The organism is Mesorhizobium sp. B2-1-1, assembly GCF_006442975.2.
Lineage (GTDB): Bacteria > Pseudomonadota > Alphaproteobacteria > Rhizobiales > Rhizobiaceae > Mesorhizobium.
On the sequence record NZ_CP083954.1, the window covers coordinates 5,677,384 to 5,694,972 of the forward strand.

Annotated in this window: 12 protein-coding genes; 4 read left to right on the forward strand and 8 right to left on the reverse strand. The window is 64.2% G+C overall.

Features of this window, described 5'->3' with window-relative positions:
* Positions 1-2 precede the first annotated feature (2 nt).
* The 7 genes from FJ972_RS27525 to FJ972_RS27555 form a co-directional block, all read right to left on the reverse strand.
* The gene (locus FJ972_RS27525) at positions 3-647 is read right to left on the reverse strand and encodes a helix-turn-helix transcriptional regulator (protein WP_140496665.1); all 645 of its coding nucleotides are present in this window, start codon (positions 645-647) and stop codon (positions 3-5) included.
* Positions 648-770: 123 nt separating this feature from the next.
* Positions 771-1,316 carry a thioesterase family protein gene (locus FJ972_RS27530; protein WP_140523944.1) on the reverse strand — a complete coding sequence of 182 codons (546 nt, stop codon included), beginning with the start codon at positions 1,314-1,316 and terminating at the stop codon, positions 771-773.
* Positions 1,317-1,380: 64 nt separating this feature from the next.
* Positions 1,381-3,600 (reverse strand): 3-hydroxyacyl-CoA dehydrogenase NAD-binding domain-containing protein, encoded by a 2,220-nt coding sequence (locus FJ972_RS27535; protein WP_140523942.1) that lies wholly within the window; start codon positions 3,598-3,600, stop codon positions 1,381-1,383.
* Between the two features lie 14 nt (positions 3,601-3,614).
* Positions 3,615-4,823, reverse strand: a complete 1,209-nt coding sequence (locus FJ972_RS27540; RefSeq protein ID WP_140523939.1) for an acetyl-CoA C-acetyltransferase — start codon at positions 4,821-4,823, stop codon at positions 3,615-3,617.
* A 31-nt stretch (positions 4,824-4,854) separates the two neighbouring features.
* A complete protein-coding gene (locus FJ972_RS27545; RefSeq protein ID WP_140523936.1) occupies positions 4,855-6,024 on the reverse strand; it encodes an acyl-CoA dehydrogenase family protein in 1,170 nt (389 codons plus the stop codon).
* Positions 6,025-6,133: 109 nt separating this feature from the next.
* Positions 6,134-7,924 (reverse strand): acyl-CoA dehydrogenase, encoded by a 1,791-nt coding sequence (locus FJ972_RS27550; RefSeq protein WP_140523933.1) that lies wholly within the window; start codon positions 7,922-7,924, stop codon positions 6,134-6,136.
* Positions 7,925-8,184: 260 nt separating this feature from the next.
* Positions 8,185-8,646: a MerR family transcriptional regulator gene (locus FJ972_RS27555; protein ID WP_140497287.1), complete on the reverse strand. Its 462-nt coding sequence runs from the start codon at positions 8,644-8,646 to the stop codon at positions 8,185-8,187.
* A gap of 445 nt (positions 8,647-9,091) precedes the next feature.
* Here FJ972_RS27555 and FJ972_RS27560 point away from each other — a divergent pair, with 445 nt between their 5' ends.
* From FJ972_RS27560 to FJ972_RS27575, 4 genes are all read left to right on the forward strand, one after another.
* A complete protein-coding gene (locus tag FJ972_RS27560) occupies positions 9,092-13,102 on the forward strand; it encodes a peptidoglycan-binding protein (protein WP_140523931.1) in 4,011 nt (1,336 codons plus the stop codon).
* A 192-nt stretch (positions 13,103-13,294) separates the two neighbouring features.
* A complete protein-coding gene (locus FJ972_RS27565) occupies positions 13,295-14,218 on the forward strand; it encodes a sulfite exporter TauE/SafE family protein (protein WP_140496679.1) in 924 nt (307 codons plus the stop codon).
* On the forward strand, positions 14,218-15,006 hold the full coding sequence (locus FJ972_RS27570) for a TIGR02186 family protein (protein WP_140523928.1): 789 nt from the start codon (positions 14,218-14,220) through the stop codon (positions 15,004-15,006). Before FJ972_RS27565 ends, FJ972_RS27570 begins: the two co-directional genes overlap by 1 nt.
* Before the next feature lie 179 nt (positions 15,007-15,185).
* On the forward strand, positions 15,186-16,442 hold the full coding sequence (locus tag FJ972_RS27575) for an Hsp70 family protein (protein WP_140523925.1): 1,257 nt from the start codon (positions 15,186-15,188) through the stop codon (positions 16,440-16,442).
* A gap of 12 nt (positions 16,443-16,454) precedes the next feature.
* Here FJ972_RS27575 and FJ972_RS27580 read toward each other — a convergent pair whose 3' ends face one another.
* On the reverse strand, positions 16,455-17,357 hold the full coding sequence (locus tag FJ972_RS27580; RefSeq protein WP_140496685.1) for a LysR family transcriptional regulator: 903 nt from the start codon (positions 17,355-17,357) through the stop codon (positions 16,455-16,457).
* Positions 17,358-17,589 lie beyond the last annotated feature (232 nt).

Genomic DNA, 17,589 nt, shown 5'->3' on the forward strand with positions numbered 1-17,589 from the left:
CCCTATTGGCTTGCCCAGACGATCCGCGCCACCCATTCAACCTCGCGCATGGGAATGTCGCGGTCCGGATGATCGGGATTGAGCGAAACCAGTGCGATCGACCTAGCGGTCTGGCGATCGAGCACCTTGGCCATCACCTCGCCGCCCGTCGTCTTGACGACGACGCGATCGCCCTTGCGGATGAGGGCTGCCGGCTCGACGATGAGCACGTCGCCATTGCGGTAGAGCGGCAGCATTGAATCGCCTTGCACCTGAAGCGCATAGGAACTCTCGGTCGATTGCGCCGGCAGTTCCACCAGATCCCAGCCTTGACCGGCCGGGAAGCCGGCATCGTCGAAAAACCCGCCGGCGCCGGCCTGGGCAAAGCCGAGCAACGGAACGGCACGCCCGCGGGCGGGCATCGCGCCGTGGCCGGCCCGACCTTCTATCAGCCCGGTGAATTCGTCGAGCGAAGCGCCCGTCGCCTCGATGATCTTGGCCAGCGATTCGGTCGAGGGCCAGCGCGGCCTGCCGTCCGACGACAGTCGCTTCGACTTGTTGAAGGCAGTCGAATCAAGGCCGGCCCGCTTCGCCAGGCCGGAAGCCGAGAGCGAATACCGCTCGGCCAGAGCGTCGATGGCGGCCCAAACACGGTCATGCGAGAGCAATTCCGCTCTCCTTGCAAAAAGGAAAAAATGCCTTTCCTTTCTAGTCTTCGAATGAAGGTTTGTCCACCGGTTGTGCCATGGCACTACATCTTCCTGCTGGCCGCGCCAATTCCGGTTTCCGGGTCAACCGATCCGCTTGGCCTGCCCGCGCAGGTTCCGGTGCGAGGCCATGAACGCCCGCTCGGCTTCGCTGGGCGGACGCGGCTGGGCGGAGCGGCCAAGCGCGGCGACGACCTCGTCAATATCGAGAAAGCGCCGGGCGGCGCGGTCGTAGACGCCGGCTGTCGTCATGATCAATGCGGCGGTCTCGCCATTGTCGAGGACGAAACGGTGCTTGCCGATGACCTGGCTGCCTTCCCAGGTCTCGATCGAAGACACCACTTCGAAACGCCGCCACAGTTTGATCTCACGCACATAGGCCGATTGCAGCCCGCCGATCATCGGCGCCCAGCCATTCGTTCTCGCCAGAGTGATGAGGCCGGCGCGGATGAAGATATCGATGCGGCCAAGGTCCGCCAGCATCATATAGCGGGCATTGTTGAGATGGCGGTTAAAATCGATGTCCGTCGGCAGGCAGCGAAAGGCCAATCGGCTTTCATCACCCATCTGGTAGGAGCCACGGCTGCCCGCCGTGGCCATCATACGCGCAAGGCGCCCCCAGACATACATTACGGCGCGGCGCGTCTTTTCGGACGCGCAAGGGACGCCGCGGCACCTTTGATTCCGACCACGCTCAGGCCGCCTGCTTCACGTCGCCCTTCGCGTAGGGGTCGAAGCGCTGGTAAAAAGTCTCGCCCTTTTCGGCCATGTCGAGCAGCAGCCTGGGCACCTTGAACTCGGCGCCGTATTTCTTCTGCAAGCCCTTTGCGATCTTGACGAACTGCCCGGCGCCGATGCCGTCGATGTAGGACAGCGCGCCGCCCGTATAGGGCGCGAAGCCGAAGGCCAGGATCGAGCCGACATCGGCCTCGCGCGGATCGGTGACGATGCCCTCCTCCATCACCCGGGCCGCTTCCAACGCGATGGTGACCAGCAGGCGCTGCTGCAATTCCGCATAGTCGACCTTCTCCGGCTTGAGCTGCGGATAGAGCTCCTTAAGGCCCGGCCACAGCTTCTTCTTGGCCGGCTTGGCCGGATAGTCGTAGAAGCCCTTGCCGTTCTTGCGGCCGAAGCGGCCGTGGTCGTCGACCATGGTGTTGATCAGCGCCATCTGCTTCGGGTCGATCGCCTTGTCGCCGAGATCCCTGATGGTCTGCTTCATGATCTTCTGGGCGAGGTCGATGGCCGTCTCGTCGGTCAGCGCCAGCGGGCCGACCGGCATGCCGGCGGCCTTGGCGGCGTTCTCGATCATCGGTGCCGGAACGCCCTCGATCAACATCTTGTAGGCTTCCGACATATAGCGCAGGACGCAGCGGTTGACGTAGAAACCGCGCGTATCGTTGACGACGATCGGCGTTTTCTTGATGGCGCGCACGAAGTCGATCGCGGTGGCCAGCGCCTTGTCACCGGTCTTCTTGCCAAGGATGATTTCGACCAGCATCATCCTGTCGACCGGCGAGAAGAAATGGATGCCGATGAAATTCTTCGGCCGCGCCGAATTCTTGGCCAGGGCGGTGATCGGAATGGTCGAGGTGTTCGACGCGAAGATCGCCGACGACTTCAGCACCGCTTCCGCCTGTTCGGTGGCGCTTTTCTTCACCGCGGAATCCTCGAACACCGCCTCGACCACGAGATCGCAGCCGGCAAGGTCGGCATAGTCCGATGTCGGCGTGATCAGCGACAGGAGCCTGTCCTTGTCCTCGGGCTTGGCACGCCCCTTCTTCACCTGATCCGAGATCAGACCATCCGAATGGGCCTTGCCCTTCTCGGCGGACTCCATGTCGCGGTCGAGCAGCACCACCGGGATGCCGGCTTTGGCCGTGACATAGGCGATACCGGCGCCCATGAAGCCCGCGCCGAGAATACCGATCTTCTTGAACCTGGTTTCCGGCACGCCGGCCGGGCGGCGCGCGCCCTTGTTGAGTTCCTGCAACGATACGAACAGCGAGCGGATCATCGCCGCCGCTTCCTTGGTCTGCATGATCTCCGTGAAATAGCGCTGTTCGATCCTGAGGGCGGTGTCGAACGGCACCAACAGGCCCTCATAGACGCATTTCAGGATCGCCGCGGCGGCCGGATAATTGCCATAGGTCTCGCGGCGCAGGATGGCGATGGCCGGCGGCCACAGATTAGCGCCCGCCGCCGAATAGACCGGGCCGCCGGGCAGCTTGAATCCCTTCTCGTCCCACGGCGCTACCGGCTTGAGGCCGTTCCTGATCATGGCCTTCGCAGTCTCGACCAGCTTGGCCGGCTCGGCGACCTCGTGGATCAGGCCCATCGCCTTCGCCTTCTGCGGCGACAGGTTCTGGCCGGAGGTCAGCATTTGCAGCGCCTGCTGCTGGTCGGTGAGACGCGGCACCCGCTGGGTGCCGCCGGCGCCCGGGAAAATACCGATCTTCACCTCGGGGAGCGCCATCTTCACCTTGTCGGAATCGGCGGCGACGCGGCCATGGCAGGCCAGCGACATTTCGAATGCACCGCCCATGCAGGTGCCGTTGATTGCTGAAACCCACGGCTTGCCCGATGTTTCCAGCTTCCGGAACAGACCGGTCATGGTGCCGGCGTTTTCGAACAGCGCCCTGGTCGCCTTTTCGAGATCCTTGCCCTTTTCAGCCGCGAAGGTCGTCAGCATCTTCTGGAGCATGGTGATGTCGGCGCCGCCTGAGAACGTATCCTTGCCGGAGGTGATGACCGCGCCCTTGATGGCGGCGTCGCCCGCCACCCTGTCGACAATGGCGTTCAGCTCGCGCATCACCTCCTCGGTGAAGACGTTCATCGAGCGGTCCGGCATGTTCCAGGTGACCAGCGCAATGCCGTCGGCGTCGATGTCGAGGGTGAAATTGGTGTAGCTCATCGTTTCTCTCCCCGTCAGACGCGTTCGATGATGGTTGCGGTGCCCATGCCGGCGCCGATGCACAGCGTCACCAGCGCGGTGTTCAAATCGCGGCGCTCGAGCTCGTCCAGCACGGTGCCGAAGATCATCGCGCCGGTGGCGCCCAGCGGATGGCCCATGGCGATGGCGCCGCCATTGACGTTGATCCTGTCGTGCTCGATATCGAAGGCCTGCATGTAGCGCAGCACCACGGAGGCGAAGGCCTCGTTGAGCTCGAACAGATCGATGTCCGACAGCTTCATCTTGGCGCGCTTCAACAGCTTCTCGGTGACGTCAACGGGGCCGGTCAACATCAGCACCGGCTCGGAGCCGATGTTGGCGAAGGCGCGGATGCGCGCGCGCGGTTTCAGGCCCATGGCCTTGCCGGCCTTCTTCGAACCGAGCAGCACGGCGGCCGCGCCATCGACGATGCCCGACGAATTGCCGGCATGGTGGACGTGATTGACCTCCTCCACTTCCGGATGCTTCTGCACCGCGACGGCGTCGAAGCCGCCCATTTCGCCGGGCATGACGAAGGAGGGATTGAGCGAGGCCAGCGACTGCATGTCGGTCGATGGGCGCATATGCTCGTCATGGTCGAGGATGGTGAGACCATTCTGGTCCTTGATCGGGATCACCGAATTCCTGAAGCGGCCATCGGCCCAGGATTTTGCCGCGCGCTTCTGGCTCTCGACGGCGTAGGCGTCGACATCATCCCGGCTGAAGCCGTATTTTGTGGCGATCAGGTCGGCCGAAATACCTTGCGGCACGAACCAGCCGGGCAGGCCGACCGAAGGGTCCATGAACCAGGCGCCACCCGAGGCGCCCATGCCGACGCGCGACATCGATTCGACACCGCCGGCAATGACGATCTCATCGGCGCCCTGGGCTATCTTGGCGGCGCCGAAATTGATGGCGTCGAGGCCGGAGGCGCAGAAGCGCGAGATCTGCATGCCGGGCGCCGAGGTCGCGTAGCCGGCCTCGAAGGCCGCGGCGCGCGGAATGACCGACCCCGCCTCGCCGACCGGGTCGACACAACCGAAGATGATGTCGTCGACAGTTGCAGTGTCGAGCCCGTTGCGGTCGCGCAGCGCCTCCAGCGTCCTGGCGGCGAGCCGCACTGCCGGCACTTCGTGCAGCGAGCCATCCTTCTTGCCCCTGCCGCGCGGCGTGCGAACGGCGTCATAGACGTAAGCTTCGGCCATTTTCCTGCTCCTTGGGTTTGCCGATCGATGCTCAGAGCGAGCGGCCGATCAGCAATTTCATGATCTCGTTGGTGCCGCCATAGATGCGCTGGACGCGGGCGTCGCGGAACATGCGGGCGATCGGATATTCATTCATGTAGCCATAGCCGCCATGCAATTGAAGGCATTCGTCGACGACTTTGCCCTGCAGGTCGGAAAGCCAGTACTTGGCCATCGACGCCGTCACCGGATCGAGACCGCCATCGATGTGGCGCGCCACGCAATCATTGTAGAAGACGCGGCCGATCGTGGCCTCGGTCTTCAGTTCGGCCAGCTTGAACTGGGTGTTCTGGAAATCGATGACCGCCTTGCCGAACGCCTTGCGCTCCTTGACGTATTCGATGGTCAGCGCCAGCGCGCGCTCGACCATGGCAATCGCGCCGGTGCCGATCTGCAAACGCTCCTGCGGCAATTGCTGCATGAGCTGGATGAAGCCTTGTCCCTCCTCGTGGCCGAGCAGGTTGGAGGTCGGCACACGCGCATCGTTGAAGAACAGTTCGGACGTGTCATTGGCCTTCAAGCCGATCTTGTCGAGGTTGCGGCCGCGCTCGAAGCCGTCGACCTCGTCGGTCTCGACGACGATCAGCGAAGTCCCCTTGGCGCCCTTGGCCGGATCGGTCTTGGTGACGAGGATGATGAAATTGGCGAGCTGGCCATTGGTGATGAAGGTCTTGGAGCCATTGATCTTGTATTGGTTGCCGTCCCTCTCGGCCCGCGTCTTGACGCCTTGCAGGTCGGAGCCGGCGCCGGGCTCCGTCATGGCGATGGCGCCGATCAGTTCGCCGGTGGCGAGCTTCGGCAGCCATTTCTTCTTTTGCTCCTCCGAGCCGTAGTGGAGGATGTAGGGGGCGACGATCGAATTGTGCAGACCGATGCCGAAGCCGTCGACGCCGACATGGCCGATGGCCTCGATGATGGCGCTCTCATGGGCGAAGGTGCCGCCCGATCCGCCATATTCCTCCGGCATGGAGGCGCAGAGCAGGCCGGCGGCACCGGCCTTCAGCCAGCTCTCGCAGTCGACCATTTCGTTCTTCTCAAACTCGTCGTAACGCGGCGCGATCTCTTCGGACATGAAGCGGTGCGCCATGTCGTAGAGCATGCCGACCTCGTCCGCCGCCCAGGCGGGCTTCGGCAGGCCAAGGATTTCGGCTGGGTTGGTCATGCGATGATCTTCCTCCCAAGGTCTGCCATCGAAATTGAGATCCGCGCACTGTCGCGGCGACCCCTGCCGGCCCTTTGGGCCGCCCTCCCTCAAGATAGAGGGACCATTTCTAGAACGCTTCCGCCGGCAGTGCCATCAACGTATCGGCGCCACTGGAGATGCGGGCGAGACGCGTCGCGGTTTCCGGCATGATCCGCTCCATGAAGAAGCGCGCCGTCACCAGCTTGTTGTCGTAGAAGGACGACGCGCCGTTGGCGCCCGCCTTGCCTTGGGCGGCCCTGGCCATCTGCGCCCACATATAGCCGAGCGCCACGAGGCCGAAGAGATGCATGTAGTCGGTCGAGGCGGCGCCGGCATTGTCGGGCTTGGCCATGCCGTTCTGCAGCAGCCACATGGTCGCCGCCTGAAGATCGTTGAGGCTCTTCTTCAATGCCTTGGTGAAGGGGGCCATCTTCTCGTCGGCGCGGTTCTCTTCGCAGAACTCGCCGACTTCCTTGAAGAACAACTGCACCGCGCGGCCGCCGTTCAGACCCAGCTTGCGGCCGACGAGGTCGAGCGCCTGGATGCCGTTGGCGCCTTCATAGATCATGGCGATGCGGGCATCGCGCACGAACTGGCTCATGCCGTGCTCTTCGATGTAGCCATGGCCGCCGAACACCTGCTGCGCCATCACGGCGTGATCGAAGCCCTTGTCGGTGAGCACGCCCTTGACCACCGGCGTCATCAGCCCGGTGTAGTCGTCGGCCGCCTGGCGGTCCTTGTCGTCGGCGGAGCGATGGGCGATGTCCGACTTGATCGCCGTCCACAGCGCCAGCGCACGGCCGGCCTCGTTGAAGGCCCTCATGGTCATCAGGCTGCGGCGGATGTCGGGATGGACGATGATCGGATCGGCCTTCTTGTCCGGCGCCTTCGGTCCCGACAGCGAGCGGCCCTGCAAGCGGTCCTTGGCGTAGGCGACGGCATTCTGGTAGGCAATCTCCGACAGCGAAAGCCCCTGCAGGCCGACGCCGAGCCGCGCCTCGTTCATCATCGTGAACATCGCCTTGAGGCCGCCATTGGCCTCGCCCAGCAGCGTGCCTTGCGCCTCGTCATAATTCATGACGCAGGTCGAATTGCCGTGGATGCCCATCTTCTCCTCGATCGAACCGCAGGAGACGGTGTTCCTCTCATCGGGATTGCCAGAAGCATCGAGCTTGAGCTTCGGCACGATGAACAGCGAGATGCCCTTCACCCCTTCGGGCGCTCCCTCGATGCGGGCCAGCACCAGGTGGACGATGTTGTCCGCCATGTCGTGCTCGCCGGCCGAGATGAATATCTTCTGGCCCGAGATCTTGTAAGTGCCGTCGCCATTCGGCACGGCCTTGGTGCGCAGCAGGCCCAGATCGGTACCGCAATGCGGCTCGGTCAGGTTCATGGTGCCGGTCCAGGCGCCCTCGACCATCTTCGGCAGCCATTTGGCTTTCTGCTCGTCGGTGCCATGGGTGATGATCGCCGCGATCGCGCCCTGCGTCAGGCCCGGATACATCATCAGCGACATATTGGCCGACACCATATACTCGGCCACGGCGGTATGCACGGCATAGGGCAGGCCCTGGCCGCCGAACTCGACGGGCGCCGCCAGCCCCATCCAGCCGCCCTCGCGATACTGATCGAAGGCTTCCTTGAAGCCCCTCGGCGTCGTCACCGAGCCATCGTCATGGCGCACACAGCCTTCCATGTCGCCGACACGGTTGAGCGGATGCATGACGTTTTCCGCGAGCTTGGCGCCCTCGACGAGGATCGCCTCCAGCACGTCGGGCGTTGCATCGGAAAAGCCGGGGAGATTGGAATAGCGCTGGTAGCCCAGCACCTCGTTGAGCACGAACAGCGTATCCTGCACCGGCGCCCTGTAGATCGGCATGCTCTTCTCCACCCTGCGAACCTGATCCGAACCCCTGAATTCTGTCAGGCGGCATGCGGACCCGTGTTCAGCGGGAGATAACAAAAATTGACGTTTGCGTAAACGTCAATTCAGCCGATGCGACAAAATTTCTCCTGCACTGCAGCAAACCGGAGGCGATGCAGTGCATGTGGTGGAACCCTCAATGAAAAAAGCCGCGTGGCACTCGCCACACGGCTTTTTTCGATCATGGATGTTGCGCCGCAAGGCGGCGGGCCAAATCAGCCGGCGACGCTCGCCTGCGGCGCCGAGCGCTCGACCAGCATCTGCCGGACGGCAGCCATGGACGTGCTCAACTCGCTGATGGCGTCATCGATAAGCGTCCGCTGCTTCTGGAGGCGGGCAAGCTGCTTCTCCGACTTGTCCAATGCCAGCCGCAACTGCTTGGTGTTGGAGCCGGTGGGATCATAGAGATCCATCATCTGCTTGACGTCGCGCAACGAGAACCCGACCTTGCGGCCGAGCAGGATCAGTTTCAGCCGAACCCTGTCGCGGCGCGTGTAGAGGCGGGTTGAACCGTCGCGCTGCGGGTTGAGCAGGCCCTTGTCTTCGTAGAAACGCAGCGTGCGCAGCGTCACGCCGTATTTCTTGGCCATTTCGCCGATGCGGACGAGGTCCTCGCCCGAGTCAACGGATATAGTGTTGGTATTGGCCGCGGTCTCGCCGGCCGAGATAAGCTTCATGGTCACTGGCTTTCCCCGTCTGTGGCGTCGCGGTCCTGGACCAAGCGATGCCTGACTGAAAGCGGGGGCGTGCTTCCAGCCGTGGTTTCGACAAACAAATCGCAAACAGCACGCTTGATGCGCCTTTTACGTTTACGTCAATTCTATACCGATAGCCTTCTCATGACGCAAGGGCGTTGTGCGGGCGGCGCTTTATGCCGCAGCGGCCGGTTCACCGCGAACTTCGTCGCAACTTCTTAAGCTTGGTTAACGCGTTGTTTACCACGTTGGGCGAATTGTGCGCATGTCGGCTACCCGTGTTTATCCTGTATCGATTTTTTCACGGTTTTTCGGAGCGCGGGTGAACCCCGGGAAGCTTGTCTTCCACCGTGTGCGGTCGCCTTCGTTCCGGCGAGGATTTGGGGAGCTGGTCGCAAACCGGCCAATCTGAAAGACGGACGCACCGATGAACAGCAAGCGGTCCTACCTCGACACACTCAACGCCGGCAGGCAGCGCAGGCCTCAGACCACGCTCGAGCAGTTGAACCGCTCGCTGGAGACGCTTGAACAGCGGCTGGAGAGGACGCGCGAGGATACGATGGCACGTCCCGATCCCCGCCAATATGGCGCCGAACCGCGCTATCCCGCAGCACAGCCTTCGGCTCGGCCGCGCTGGTATCAGGATCCGCAGCCCGCGCCGCATCCGGAGGCCCCGATGCCGGCGCCGGCCGTCGGCCAGAACTACCAGAACCTTGCCCGCGATATCGACCGCATCCGCGGCCAGGAAGACAGCGTTGCCATGGTCGGCAAGATCGCCGGCGAGCTGCGCGGCATGCGCGAGGAATTGCGCCACCAGATGACTGCCGGGCTGCAGAGCGAATTCGAGGCGCTGCGCAAGGACATCGACCGCGCACTGCTGGCAAACGCCAAGTCAGGCGCTTCGGGCAAGGGCAGCGCCGAACTCGGCCTCGAATTCGAGCGGCTTTCCGGCGCCATCAAGACGCTGTCGGAAAAAAGCGACGACAGAAGCGTCAACATGCTGCGGCTCGAACTCGAACAGGTCAAAGCCGCGCTCGACACGCTGGCGCGCGAGGAGAGCGTGCAGAAGGTCGACCGCCGCTGGGACGATTTCGATCGTCGCTGGACAGCCTTCGAGGACCGCGTCGACGCCGACCAGCGCAACCGCTCACCGGACCCCGCCATTTCGGGCCTGACCGATCGGCTGGAGCAGATCAGCAACGCCGTCAACAACCTGCCGGAATCGCTATCCCTGCGCTCGCTGGAGGAAAAGGTCCGCACGCTGGCCAGCGCCGTGGATCATTTCGCCAGCCAGCAGGACAATCGCGGCGGCAGCACGCTGGCCATGATCGACGAGCGGCTGGACGAGATCTCCCGCGCCATCGTCGCCTCGACCGTCGCGGCACAGGCCAATACGCTCGACCATGAAGCCTTCGAGCGCATCGAGAAACGGATCGATTCGCTCGCCCGGCAGATCGAGGAAGTGGCGCAGGACCACCCCGGCAACGCCGTCGTCGACCGGCTGAACACGCTGTCAAGCCGGGTCGACGAACTCGCCGGCCGCGCCGCCCTGCCCGAGCAGGCGATGGAACGGCTGGCCAAGCAGATCGCGCTCATCGCCGACAAGATCGACCGGGCGCCGGTCATGCCCGACGCCGACTATATCTTCCACGGGCTTGAGCAACGCTTCGACGTGCTGTCGTCGATGATGGAACGGCGCCAGGGCGACGCCATCGAACAGGGCAACATGCTGTTCCGCGACCTTGAGCGCCGACTGGACGAGGTTGCCGACCGGCTCGACCGGCGCATGCCGCAAGTCGACGGCGCCGGCATCATGGAAGCCATCGATGCCCGCTTCATGGCGCTCGCCAAGCGCATGGAAACACGCATTCCCGACCCCGCCGGCGAAGCCGCGATCCGTGGCCTGGAAAGCCGGCTCGAAGACATTTCGAGCCGCCTGGACTCGTCCGCCGCGCAAGTCGCCGGCATCGATCCGGCGCTGATCCGCAGCCTGGAGGCGCAAGTCGCCAGCCTGTCCGCCCACCTGTCCAGGCCCAGCGCACCGCTGCCGGAGTTCGAGGACATCAGCCCACGCCTCAATGAAATCGAGAAGGCGCTGGCGGGAACGCGCGACTCCATCCTTGGCGCGGCGCGCGAGGCGGCCGAGAACGCGGTGCGCTCGCTGGCCGGCTCGGGCGCCGACACGTCGGCGGTTTCCGGCCTTGCCCAGGACCTGAAGACGCTCGAGACGCTGACACGCCGTTCCGACGAGCGTAACTCGAGAACGTTCGAGGCCATCCACGACACGCTGCTCAAGATCGTCGACAGGCTGGGTTCGCTGGAACCAGGCGAACCGTCCGAGGCGATGAGCGAGCTCCTGGACGCACGCCCGGACGAAGCGATCGGCAAGCGCCGTGCGCGAGCCGGCAAGATGGCCGTGGACGCTCCGTCGATGGATATCGACGAGCCCATGCCGTTGACAGGGGACATGGCCGATCTCGACGGCCGCGCCGCCGCGATCATGCGCAGCCAGCCTGCTTCGCCACGCGGGCCGGGTGCGCGCTCGCCCGCGGAGGCGGCCGCCGCCGCCGCCATGGCCGCGCTTGGTTCCGATCCGATCGCCGGGAAGGGCGAGCCGACCGGCCGCCGCAAATCGATGCTGGGCGGCTTGGCGCGCGCCTTCAAGGGCAAGAAGGAAGCAGACGTTCCGCCGCTGGCGGGCTCGGTGCCGGGCCCGGAAATCCCGAGCGTCGATCTCGACGAGCCGCTCGACCCGAAAATGGCCAACCGGCCACTGGAGCCCGGCTCCGGCGCGCCCGACCTCAACGCCATCATGAAGCGCGTGCGCGACGAGCGCGGGCAACCGGCAAAGCTCAGCGACAGCGATGCCGCGAAATCGGACTTCATCGCGGCTGCCCGCCGCGCGGCGCAGGCCGCAGCCGCCGAGGCCGACGCCTTGAAGCGCCAGTCGACGATGAAGGGACCGGTGAAGGCGCTCAGGATCGGCGACCTGCTCAAGGCGCGGCGCAAGCCGATTTTGATGGCGGCCGCCGCGATCATGCTGGCGCTTGCCGGCTTGCAGCTTGGCAAGGCGTTCCTCGCCGATCCCGCCCAGGTGGCAAGCAATGACGCGCCGGCCGTTGCCTCGCAGCCGCTGCAAACCGCATCCGTCGACGCCGCGAGCCCGCCCAAGCCGGAAACCCAGTTGGCGGCAGCGAACAGCGAACCGGCCCGTGAGGTCAGGCAGGCCGAGCCCTCCGCTCCGGCGGTCAAGGACGACGTGGTGGCGCAGACCGCGCTCGCCATCCCGTCGGACGGCGATGGGCCGACGAACGCCGGCCCGACGGCGGAACCGGCTCCGGCGGCGATAGCTCCCGTCATGCCTGCCGGCGCGGGTGCGGCAGGCTCCGACGCGATGGCTTCGGCAGAACCCATTTCCGCCGGTCCCGTCGCAGCGGCTCCTTCTTCTCCGGCACCTTCCGCTGCTGCCGGCGGAACGCAAACGACGGACAGCGGTATCCAACCGACAGTGGCTGCACCGGCCATGGCCAATGACAGCACCGGCGCCGTCGTGCCCGCCGGCGCTCCCGCGGCCCCGGCCAAATTCGACATTCCCGCCGATGCAGGCCCGGTCGCCCTGCGCGACGCCGCAGCCACCGGCGACGCCAAGGCGCTGTTCGAGATCGGCTCGCGCTATTCCGAGGCGCGCGGCGTCAAGGAAGACATGGCGGCCGCGGCCAAATGGTATGAAAAGTCCGCGGAACTCGGCTTCGCTCCGGCCGAGTATCGCATCGGCAATTTCTACGAGAAGGGCATCGGCGTCCCGCGCGACATCAAGAAGTCGAAGACCTGGTACCAGCTCGCCGCCGAGCAGGGCAACGCCAGCGCAATGCACAATCTGGCAGTGCTGTTCGCCATGGCCGCGGACGGCGTGACCGACAATGAATCGGCCGCGCACTGGTTCCAGGAGGCCGCCGATCTCGGCGTGAAGGACAGCCAGTTCAATCTCGGCATCCTCGCCGCCAAGGGCGTCGGCATGAAGCAGAACCTGGAGGAGTCCTACAAATGGTTCGCGCTCGTCGCCAAGACCGGCGACAAGGACGCTGCCGCCAAGCGCGACGAGATCGCCAACGCGCTGCGTCCCGAGCAACTCGAGCGCGCCCGCGCCGCCACCGAACTGTGGAAGGCCAAGCCGCTCGATCAGGCCGCCAATTCGGCCGACATTCCCGAATCCTGGCAAGATGGCACACCGCAGACCACGGCCAGCATCGATATGAAGAAGGCGGTCAAGAACATCCAGCTCATCCTCAACAAGAACGGCTACGACGCCGGCGGCGCCGACGGCGTGATGGGCGCGAAGACCAAGAACGCGATCGTCGCGTTCCAGACCGACAACAAGCTGCCTGCGACCGGTGCGGTCGACGAAAAGCTGGTCAAGGCGTTGCTGGCGCGCAAATAGCGGCAGGAGCGTCGTATCCGCGACGCCCCTGCCACACATTTGCCTGTTAACTGCTTGAGATGTTTTTTGTTTCGGCGCGGCGGCGGGGTTTGACCCCGCCGCCGCTTCGGCGCAAGGAAAAATTGGCTTTTCGGTGCGATACTATCCGCAACGGCGGTATTCGCCGACTGGCAAACTGATCGAGACCGACGGGTGGGCATCTATCTCCCGATTGCGGAAATTTCCGTCAACGTCTTCGTGCTGCTGGCCATGGGCGCTGCGGTGGGCTTTCTGTCGGGCATGTTCGGCGTCGGCGGCGGTTTTCTCATCACGCCGCTCCTGATCTTCTACAACATCCCACCGGCAATCGCGGTGGCGACCGGCGCCAACCAGGTCATCGCCTCATCCTTCTCCGGCGCGCTGTCGCATATGAAGCGCGGCACGCTCGACTTCAAGCTCGGCGGGGTGCTGCTTGCCGGCGGCATCGTCGGTTCCACCGGCGGCATCTACGTCTTCGCTTTCCTGCGCAGGCTGGGACAGCTCGACCTGTTCATCTCGCTGCTCTATGTCGTGCTTCTGGGCACCGTCGGCGGGCTGATGCTGGTCGAAAGCATCAATGCGCTGCGCGCCACGCGCAGCGGCGCGGCACCGGTGCTGAAGAAATCCGGCCAGCACAACTGGATCCACCGCCTGCCGCTGAAGATGCGATTCAGGGCCTCGAAGCTGTTTGTCAGCGTCATCCCCGTGCTTGGGCTGGGCGCGGCCATCGGCTTCCTGTCGTCTATCATGGGTGTCGGCGGCGGCTTCATCATGGTGCCGGCTCTGATCTATCTCCTGAAAGTGCCGACCAACGTCGTCATCGGCACCTCGCTGTTCCAGATCATCTTTACCTCGGCCTACACCACTCTGGTCCACGCCACCACCAACCAGACGGTCGACGTGATGCTGGCCTTTCTTTTGATGGCCGGTGGTGTCGCCGGCGCGCAATATGGCGCCAAGGCCGGCCAGCGGCTGCGCGGCGAGCAGTTGAGAGCGCTGCTGGCGATGCTGGTGCTGGCGGTGGCGATAAGGCTTGCCATCGACCTCTTCGTCACGCCGCCCAACCTTTATTCGCTGTCCGGCGCGGGCTTCAACTGATGAATGGCCTGAAAGCGCTCGCAACCGCGGCTCTTCTGTCATTGATCGCCGCCGCACCCGCGAAGGCGCAGACGCCGCCGACCGAAAGCGTCCAGATCGGCCTTTCCACCGACAAAGTCTCGATCACTGCCGGCTTTTCCGGCGCCGATCTGACCATTTTCGGCTCGCTGGAAAATCCCGATCCGCTGGTGGCGCGCCAAGGCCGCTACGACATCATCGTCGTGCTCGAAGGTCCACCCAAGCCGGTGGTGGTGCGCCGCAAGGACCGGGTGCTCGGCGTCTGGGTCAACCTGGAATCCGAGACCTTCGAAAACGTGCCGGTGTCCTATTCGGTGGCGACGACGCGGCCGTTGCAGGACATCACCGAGCCGAACAGCTACAGGCAATTGTCGCTCGGCGCCTCCAATCTCTACATGCAGCCGGCCGATGCCGGCGACAGCCCGGCCACGATCGAGGAATTCACCGCGGCGTTGCGCGAACGCAAGGCCGCGACCGGTCTCTACAGCGAGAATGTCGGCGGCGTGCAGTTCCTGTCACAGAACCTGTTCCGCGCCACGGTGCGGCTGGCGCCGAACGTTCCGGTCGGCACCCACAAGGCGCGCGCGTTCCTGTTCAAGAGCGGCCTGTTCATCAAGGAGAGCTCGGCCCAGCTCGAGATCCGCAAATCCGGTTTCGAACAGTCGATCTTCCGTGTCGCCCACGACTATTCCTTCCTCTACGGCGTCTTCGCCATATCGCTGGCCATGGTGACGGGCTGGCTCGGAAGGTTGATCTTCCGCAAGGACTAAAGCGGCTACAAAGGGGTTTTCCTTTCCCGGATCATGCTATAGACCGCCACCTCCCGGTCTACCGGGCAACACGCACAATTCAATTCGGCAGAGCGGTCCGATCACCCCGGACGACAGAGAGCGCACGCTTCACAGACGGCGCCGAACCGCTGCTTTAGCAGAGATGACAGGAGGCTGCGATGCGACCAGCATTCGCCGGCATCGATTTTGGCACTTCCAACTCCACCGTGGGCGTGGTCAGGAGCGGCCAGCCGCACCTCGTCGCGCTGGAAGGCGGCGAGGTCACGCTGCCAAGCGCCGTGTTCTTCAACTTCGAGGACAACCGTACCTGTTTCGGCCGCCACGCAATCGCCAATTACACCGACAGCGTCGAAGGTCGGCTGATGCGCTCGCTGAAGAGCGTGCTCGGCAGCGCGCTCGCGCAGGAAAAGACGCGCATCAAGGCGCGATCGATCGGCTTCATGGAGATCGTCGGCCTGTTCCTCGGCCATCTGCGAAAAAGACTGGAGGACGATGCCGGCGGCGCCGTCGAGAGCGTGGTACTCGGCCGGCCGGTGCAGTTCGTCGACGACGACGCCGAGGCCGATGCCAGGGCACAAAGCGAGCTCGAAGGAGCCGCCCGCGCCCAGGGCTTCAAGCATATCGCCTTCCAGTTCGAACCGATCGCGGCGGCCCTCGACTACGAGCAGAAGGTGACGCGCGAGGAACTGGCGCTGATCATCGACATGGGTGGCGGCACGTCGGACTTCTCGATCGTAAGGGTCTCGCCGCAGCGTGCCCGCTCGCTTGACCGCAAGGACGATATCCTGGCCAGCCGCGGCATCCATATCGGCGGCACCGACTTCGACCGATTGCTCAGCATCGCGCATGTGATGCCGGAACTCGGCTACCTCAGCCCGACCAAGGACGGCAAGCGCAACCTGCCGGCCAGCTACTTCATCGATCTTGCCACATGGCAACGCATCAACCTGGTCTACACGGCCAAGGCGATGACGCATCTGCGCCAGATCCGCTACGAGGCCGAGCGCGCCGATCTCGTCGACCGCTTCATCCAGATCGTCGAGCACCGGTACGGGCACGCGCTGGCCGCTCTTGTCGAAAGGGCCAAGATCGAGCTGACCGACAAGGTCTCGGCCGATGTCGAGGTGAGGCTGCCGGAAGTCCAGTTCGCCGCCGAGATCACCCGAAAGGCGCTGGACGCCACGATCGCCAGGGACATCGAGCGCGTTGCCGCCACGGTCGGCCAGACCATCGGCGACGCCGGGGTCAAGTCGTCCGACATCACCGCCGTGTTCCTGACCGGAGGATCTACCGCGATCCCGCTGGCGAGACAAAAAATCCTGTCGCTGGTGCCTCAGGCTTCGGTCATCGAGGGCGACATGTTCGGCTCGGTCGGACTTGGCCTTGCGCTGGACGCGCAGCGCAAGTTCGGCTGATATCCGGACAATTCACGAACGCGCGGACGCCTTCTCGTCGGCCCCCAAATGCGCCTTGAGCGCCATCTGGGCCAAGCTTGCCTGGCGGTCGCGATGTGTAATCATGGCGAAGTCGCGTTTCGGCAGTTCGAGCGGCACGGACCGCAGGCTGCCTTCGGCGACGGCGCGTCCGACGACGAGCTCCGAAATGATGGTGGCGCCGGCACCGGCCTCGACCGCCTGGCGAACCGCCTCGTTGCTCGGCAGCACCAGAAATATCTGCAGGTCGTCAAGCGAAATCCCTTCGCGGCGCGCCAGATCCTCCAGCACCTCCCGCGTGCCGGAACCGCCCTCGCGGATGATCCAGCGCAGCCCTTTTATGTCGGGGCGGCCCGGCGCGATTTCGGCGATCTCGGGATGAGAACCGGCAACCACCAGCATCAACCGGTCGATATCGACCTTGGCGCGGCGCAATATGTCGGACTCGGTGCGCCCCTCGACCAAGCCGAGATCGGCGGTTCCATCCAGCACGCTGGCTTCGACCTGCCTGGTGTTGCCTATGCTGACGCTCAGCCTGACCGCAGGATAGGCTTCGTGGAAGGACGCCAGCCGGCGCGGCAGCCAATAGCTGGCGATCGTCAGGCTGGCGGCGATGGAGAGGCTGCCGGCAACCGTCTGCGAGACATGTTCCAGCACATTGCGTGCGGCGGCGGCTCGTTCCAGTACGGCCTTGGCTTCTGGCAGGAACCGGTGACCGGTCTGGGCAAGCTCGATGTTGCGGCCGACGCGGTTGAACAGATGGACGCCGTGCTGCTCCTCAAGCGCGCGGATGGCGGCCGACGCGGCCGATTGGGAGATGCCCAGCAGCTCCGCCGCCTTGGTCATGTGGCCGCGCTCGGCGACGGCGACAAATATCCGCAACTGGTCAAGTGTCATAAGGCATTAAGAACCAATATCGATCGAATTTACAAGAACAACTGATTAGACGGGTTGATAGGCTTATTCTAAGTTTTCAATCGAAGTTAGAAAAAATTCGCTACCGATTGACAGAGAATGAAATGATCGGGCGGTTCAAGTCCCTGTTCGCGCACTGGACCCGCGGCCTGCGGCGGCGGCTGGCCGGCGATCGCTATCCTCCGGAAGAGCATTACATGCGCGGTCCCGGGCC

Bases quoted from the DNA above. Each gene is read 5' to 3' on its own strand.
- FJ972_RS27545 (WP_140523936.1), bottom strand. From the start codon at position 6,024: ATGACCAACCCAGCCGAAATCCTTGGCCTGCCGAAGCCCGCCTGGGCG.
- FJ972_RS27535 (WP_140523942.1), bottom strand. From the start codon at position 3,600: ATGAGCTACACCAATTTCACCCTCGACATCGACGCCGACGGCATTGCG.
- FJ972_RS27555 (WP_140497287.1), bottom strand. From the start codon at position 8,646: ATGAAGCTTATCTCGGCCGGCGAGACCGCGGCCAATACCAACACTATA.
- FJ972_RS27540 (WP_140523939.1), bottom strand. From the start codon at position 4,823: ATGGCCGAAGCTTACGTCTATGACGCCGTTCGCACGCCGCGCGGCAGG.
- FJ972_RS27580 (WP_140496685.1), bottom strand. From the start codon at position 17,357: ATGACACTTGACCAGTTGCGGATATTTGTCGCCGTCGCCGAGCGCGGC.
- FJ972_RS27560 (WP_140523931.1), top strand. From the start codon at position 9,092: ATGAACAGCAAGCGGTCCTACCTCGACACACTCAACGCCGGCAGGCAG.
- FJ972_RS27530 (WP_140523944.1), bottom strand. From the start codon at position 1,316: ATGTATGTCTGGGGGCGCCTTGCGCGTATGATGGCCACGGCGGGCAGC.
- FJ972_RS27550 (WP_140523933.1), bottom strand. From the start codon at position 7,924: ATGCCGATCTACAGGGCGCCGGTGCAGGATACGCTGTTCGTGCTCAAC.
- FJ972_RS27570 (WP_140523928.1), top strand. From the start codon at position 14,218: ATGAATGGCCTGAAAGCGCTCGCAACCGCGGCTCTTCTGTCATTGATC.
- FJ972_RS27575 (WP_140523925.1), top strand. From the start codon at position 15,186: ATGCGACCAGCATTCGCCGGCATCGATTTTGGCACTTCCAACTCCACC.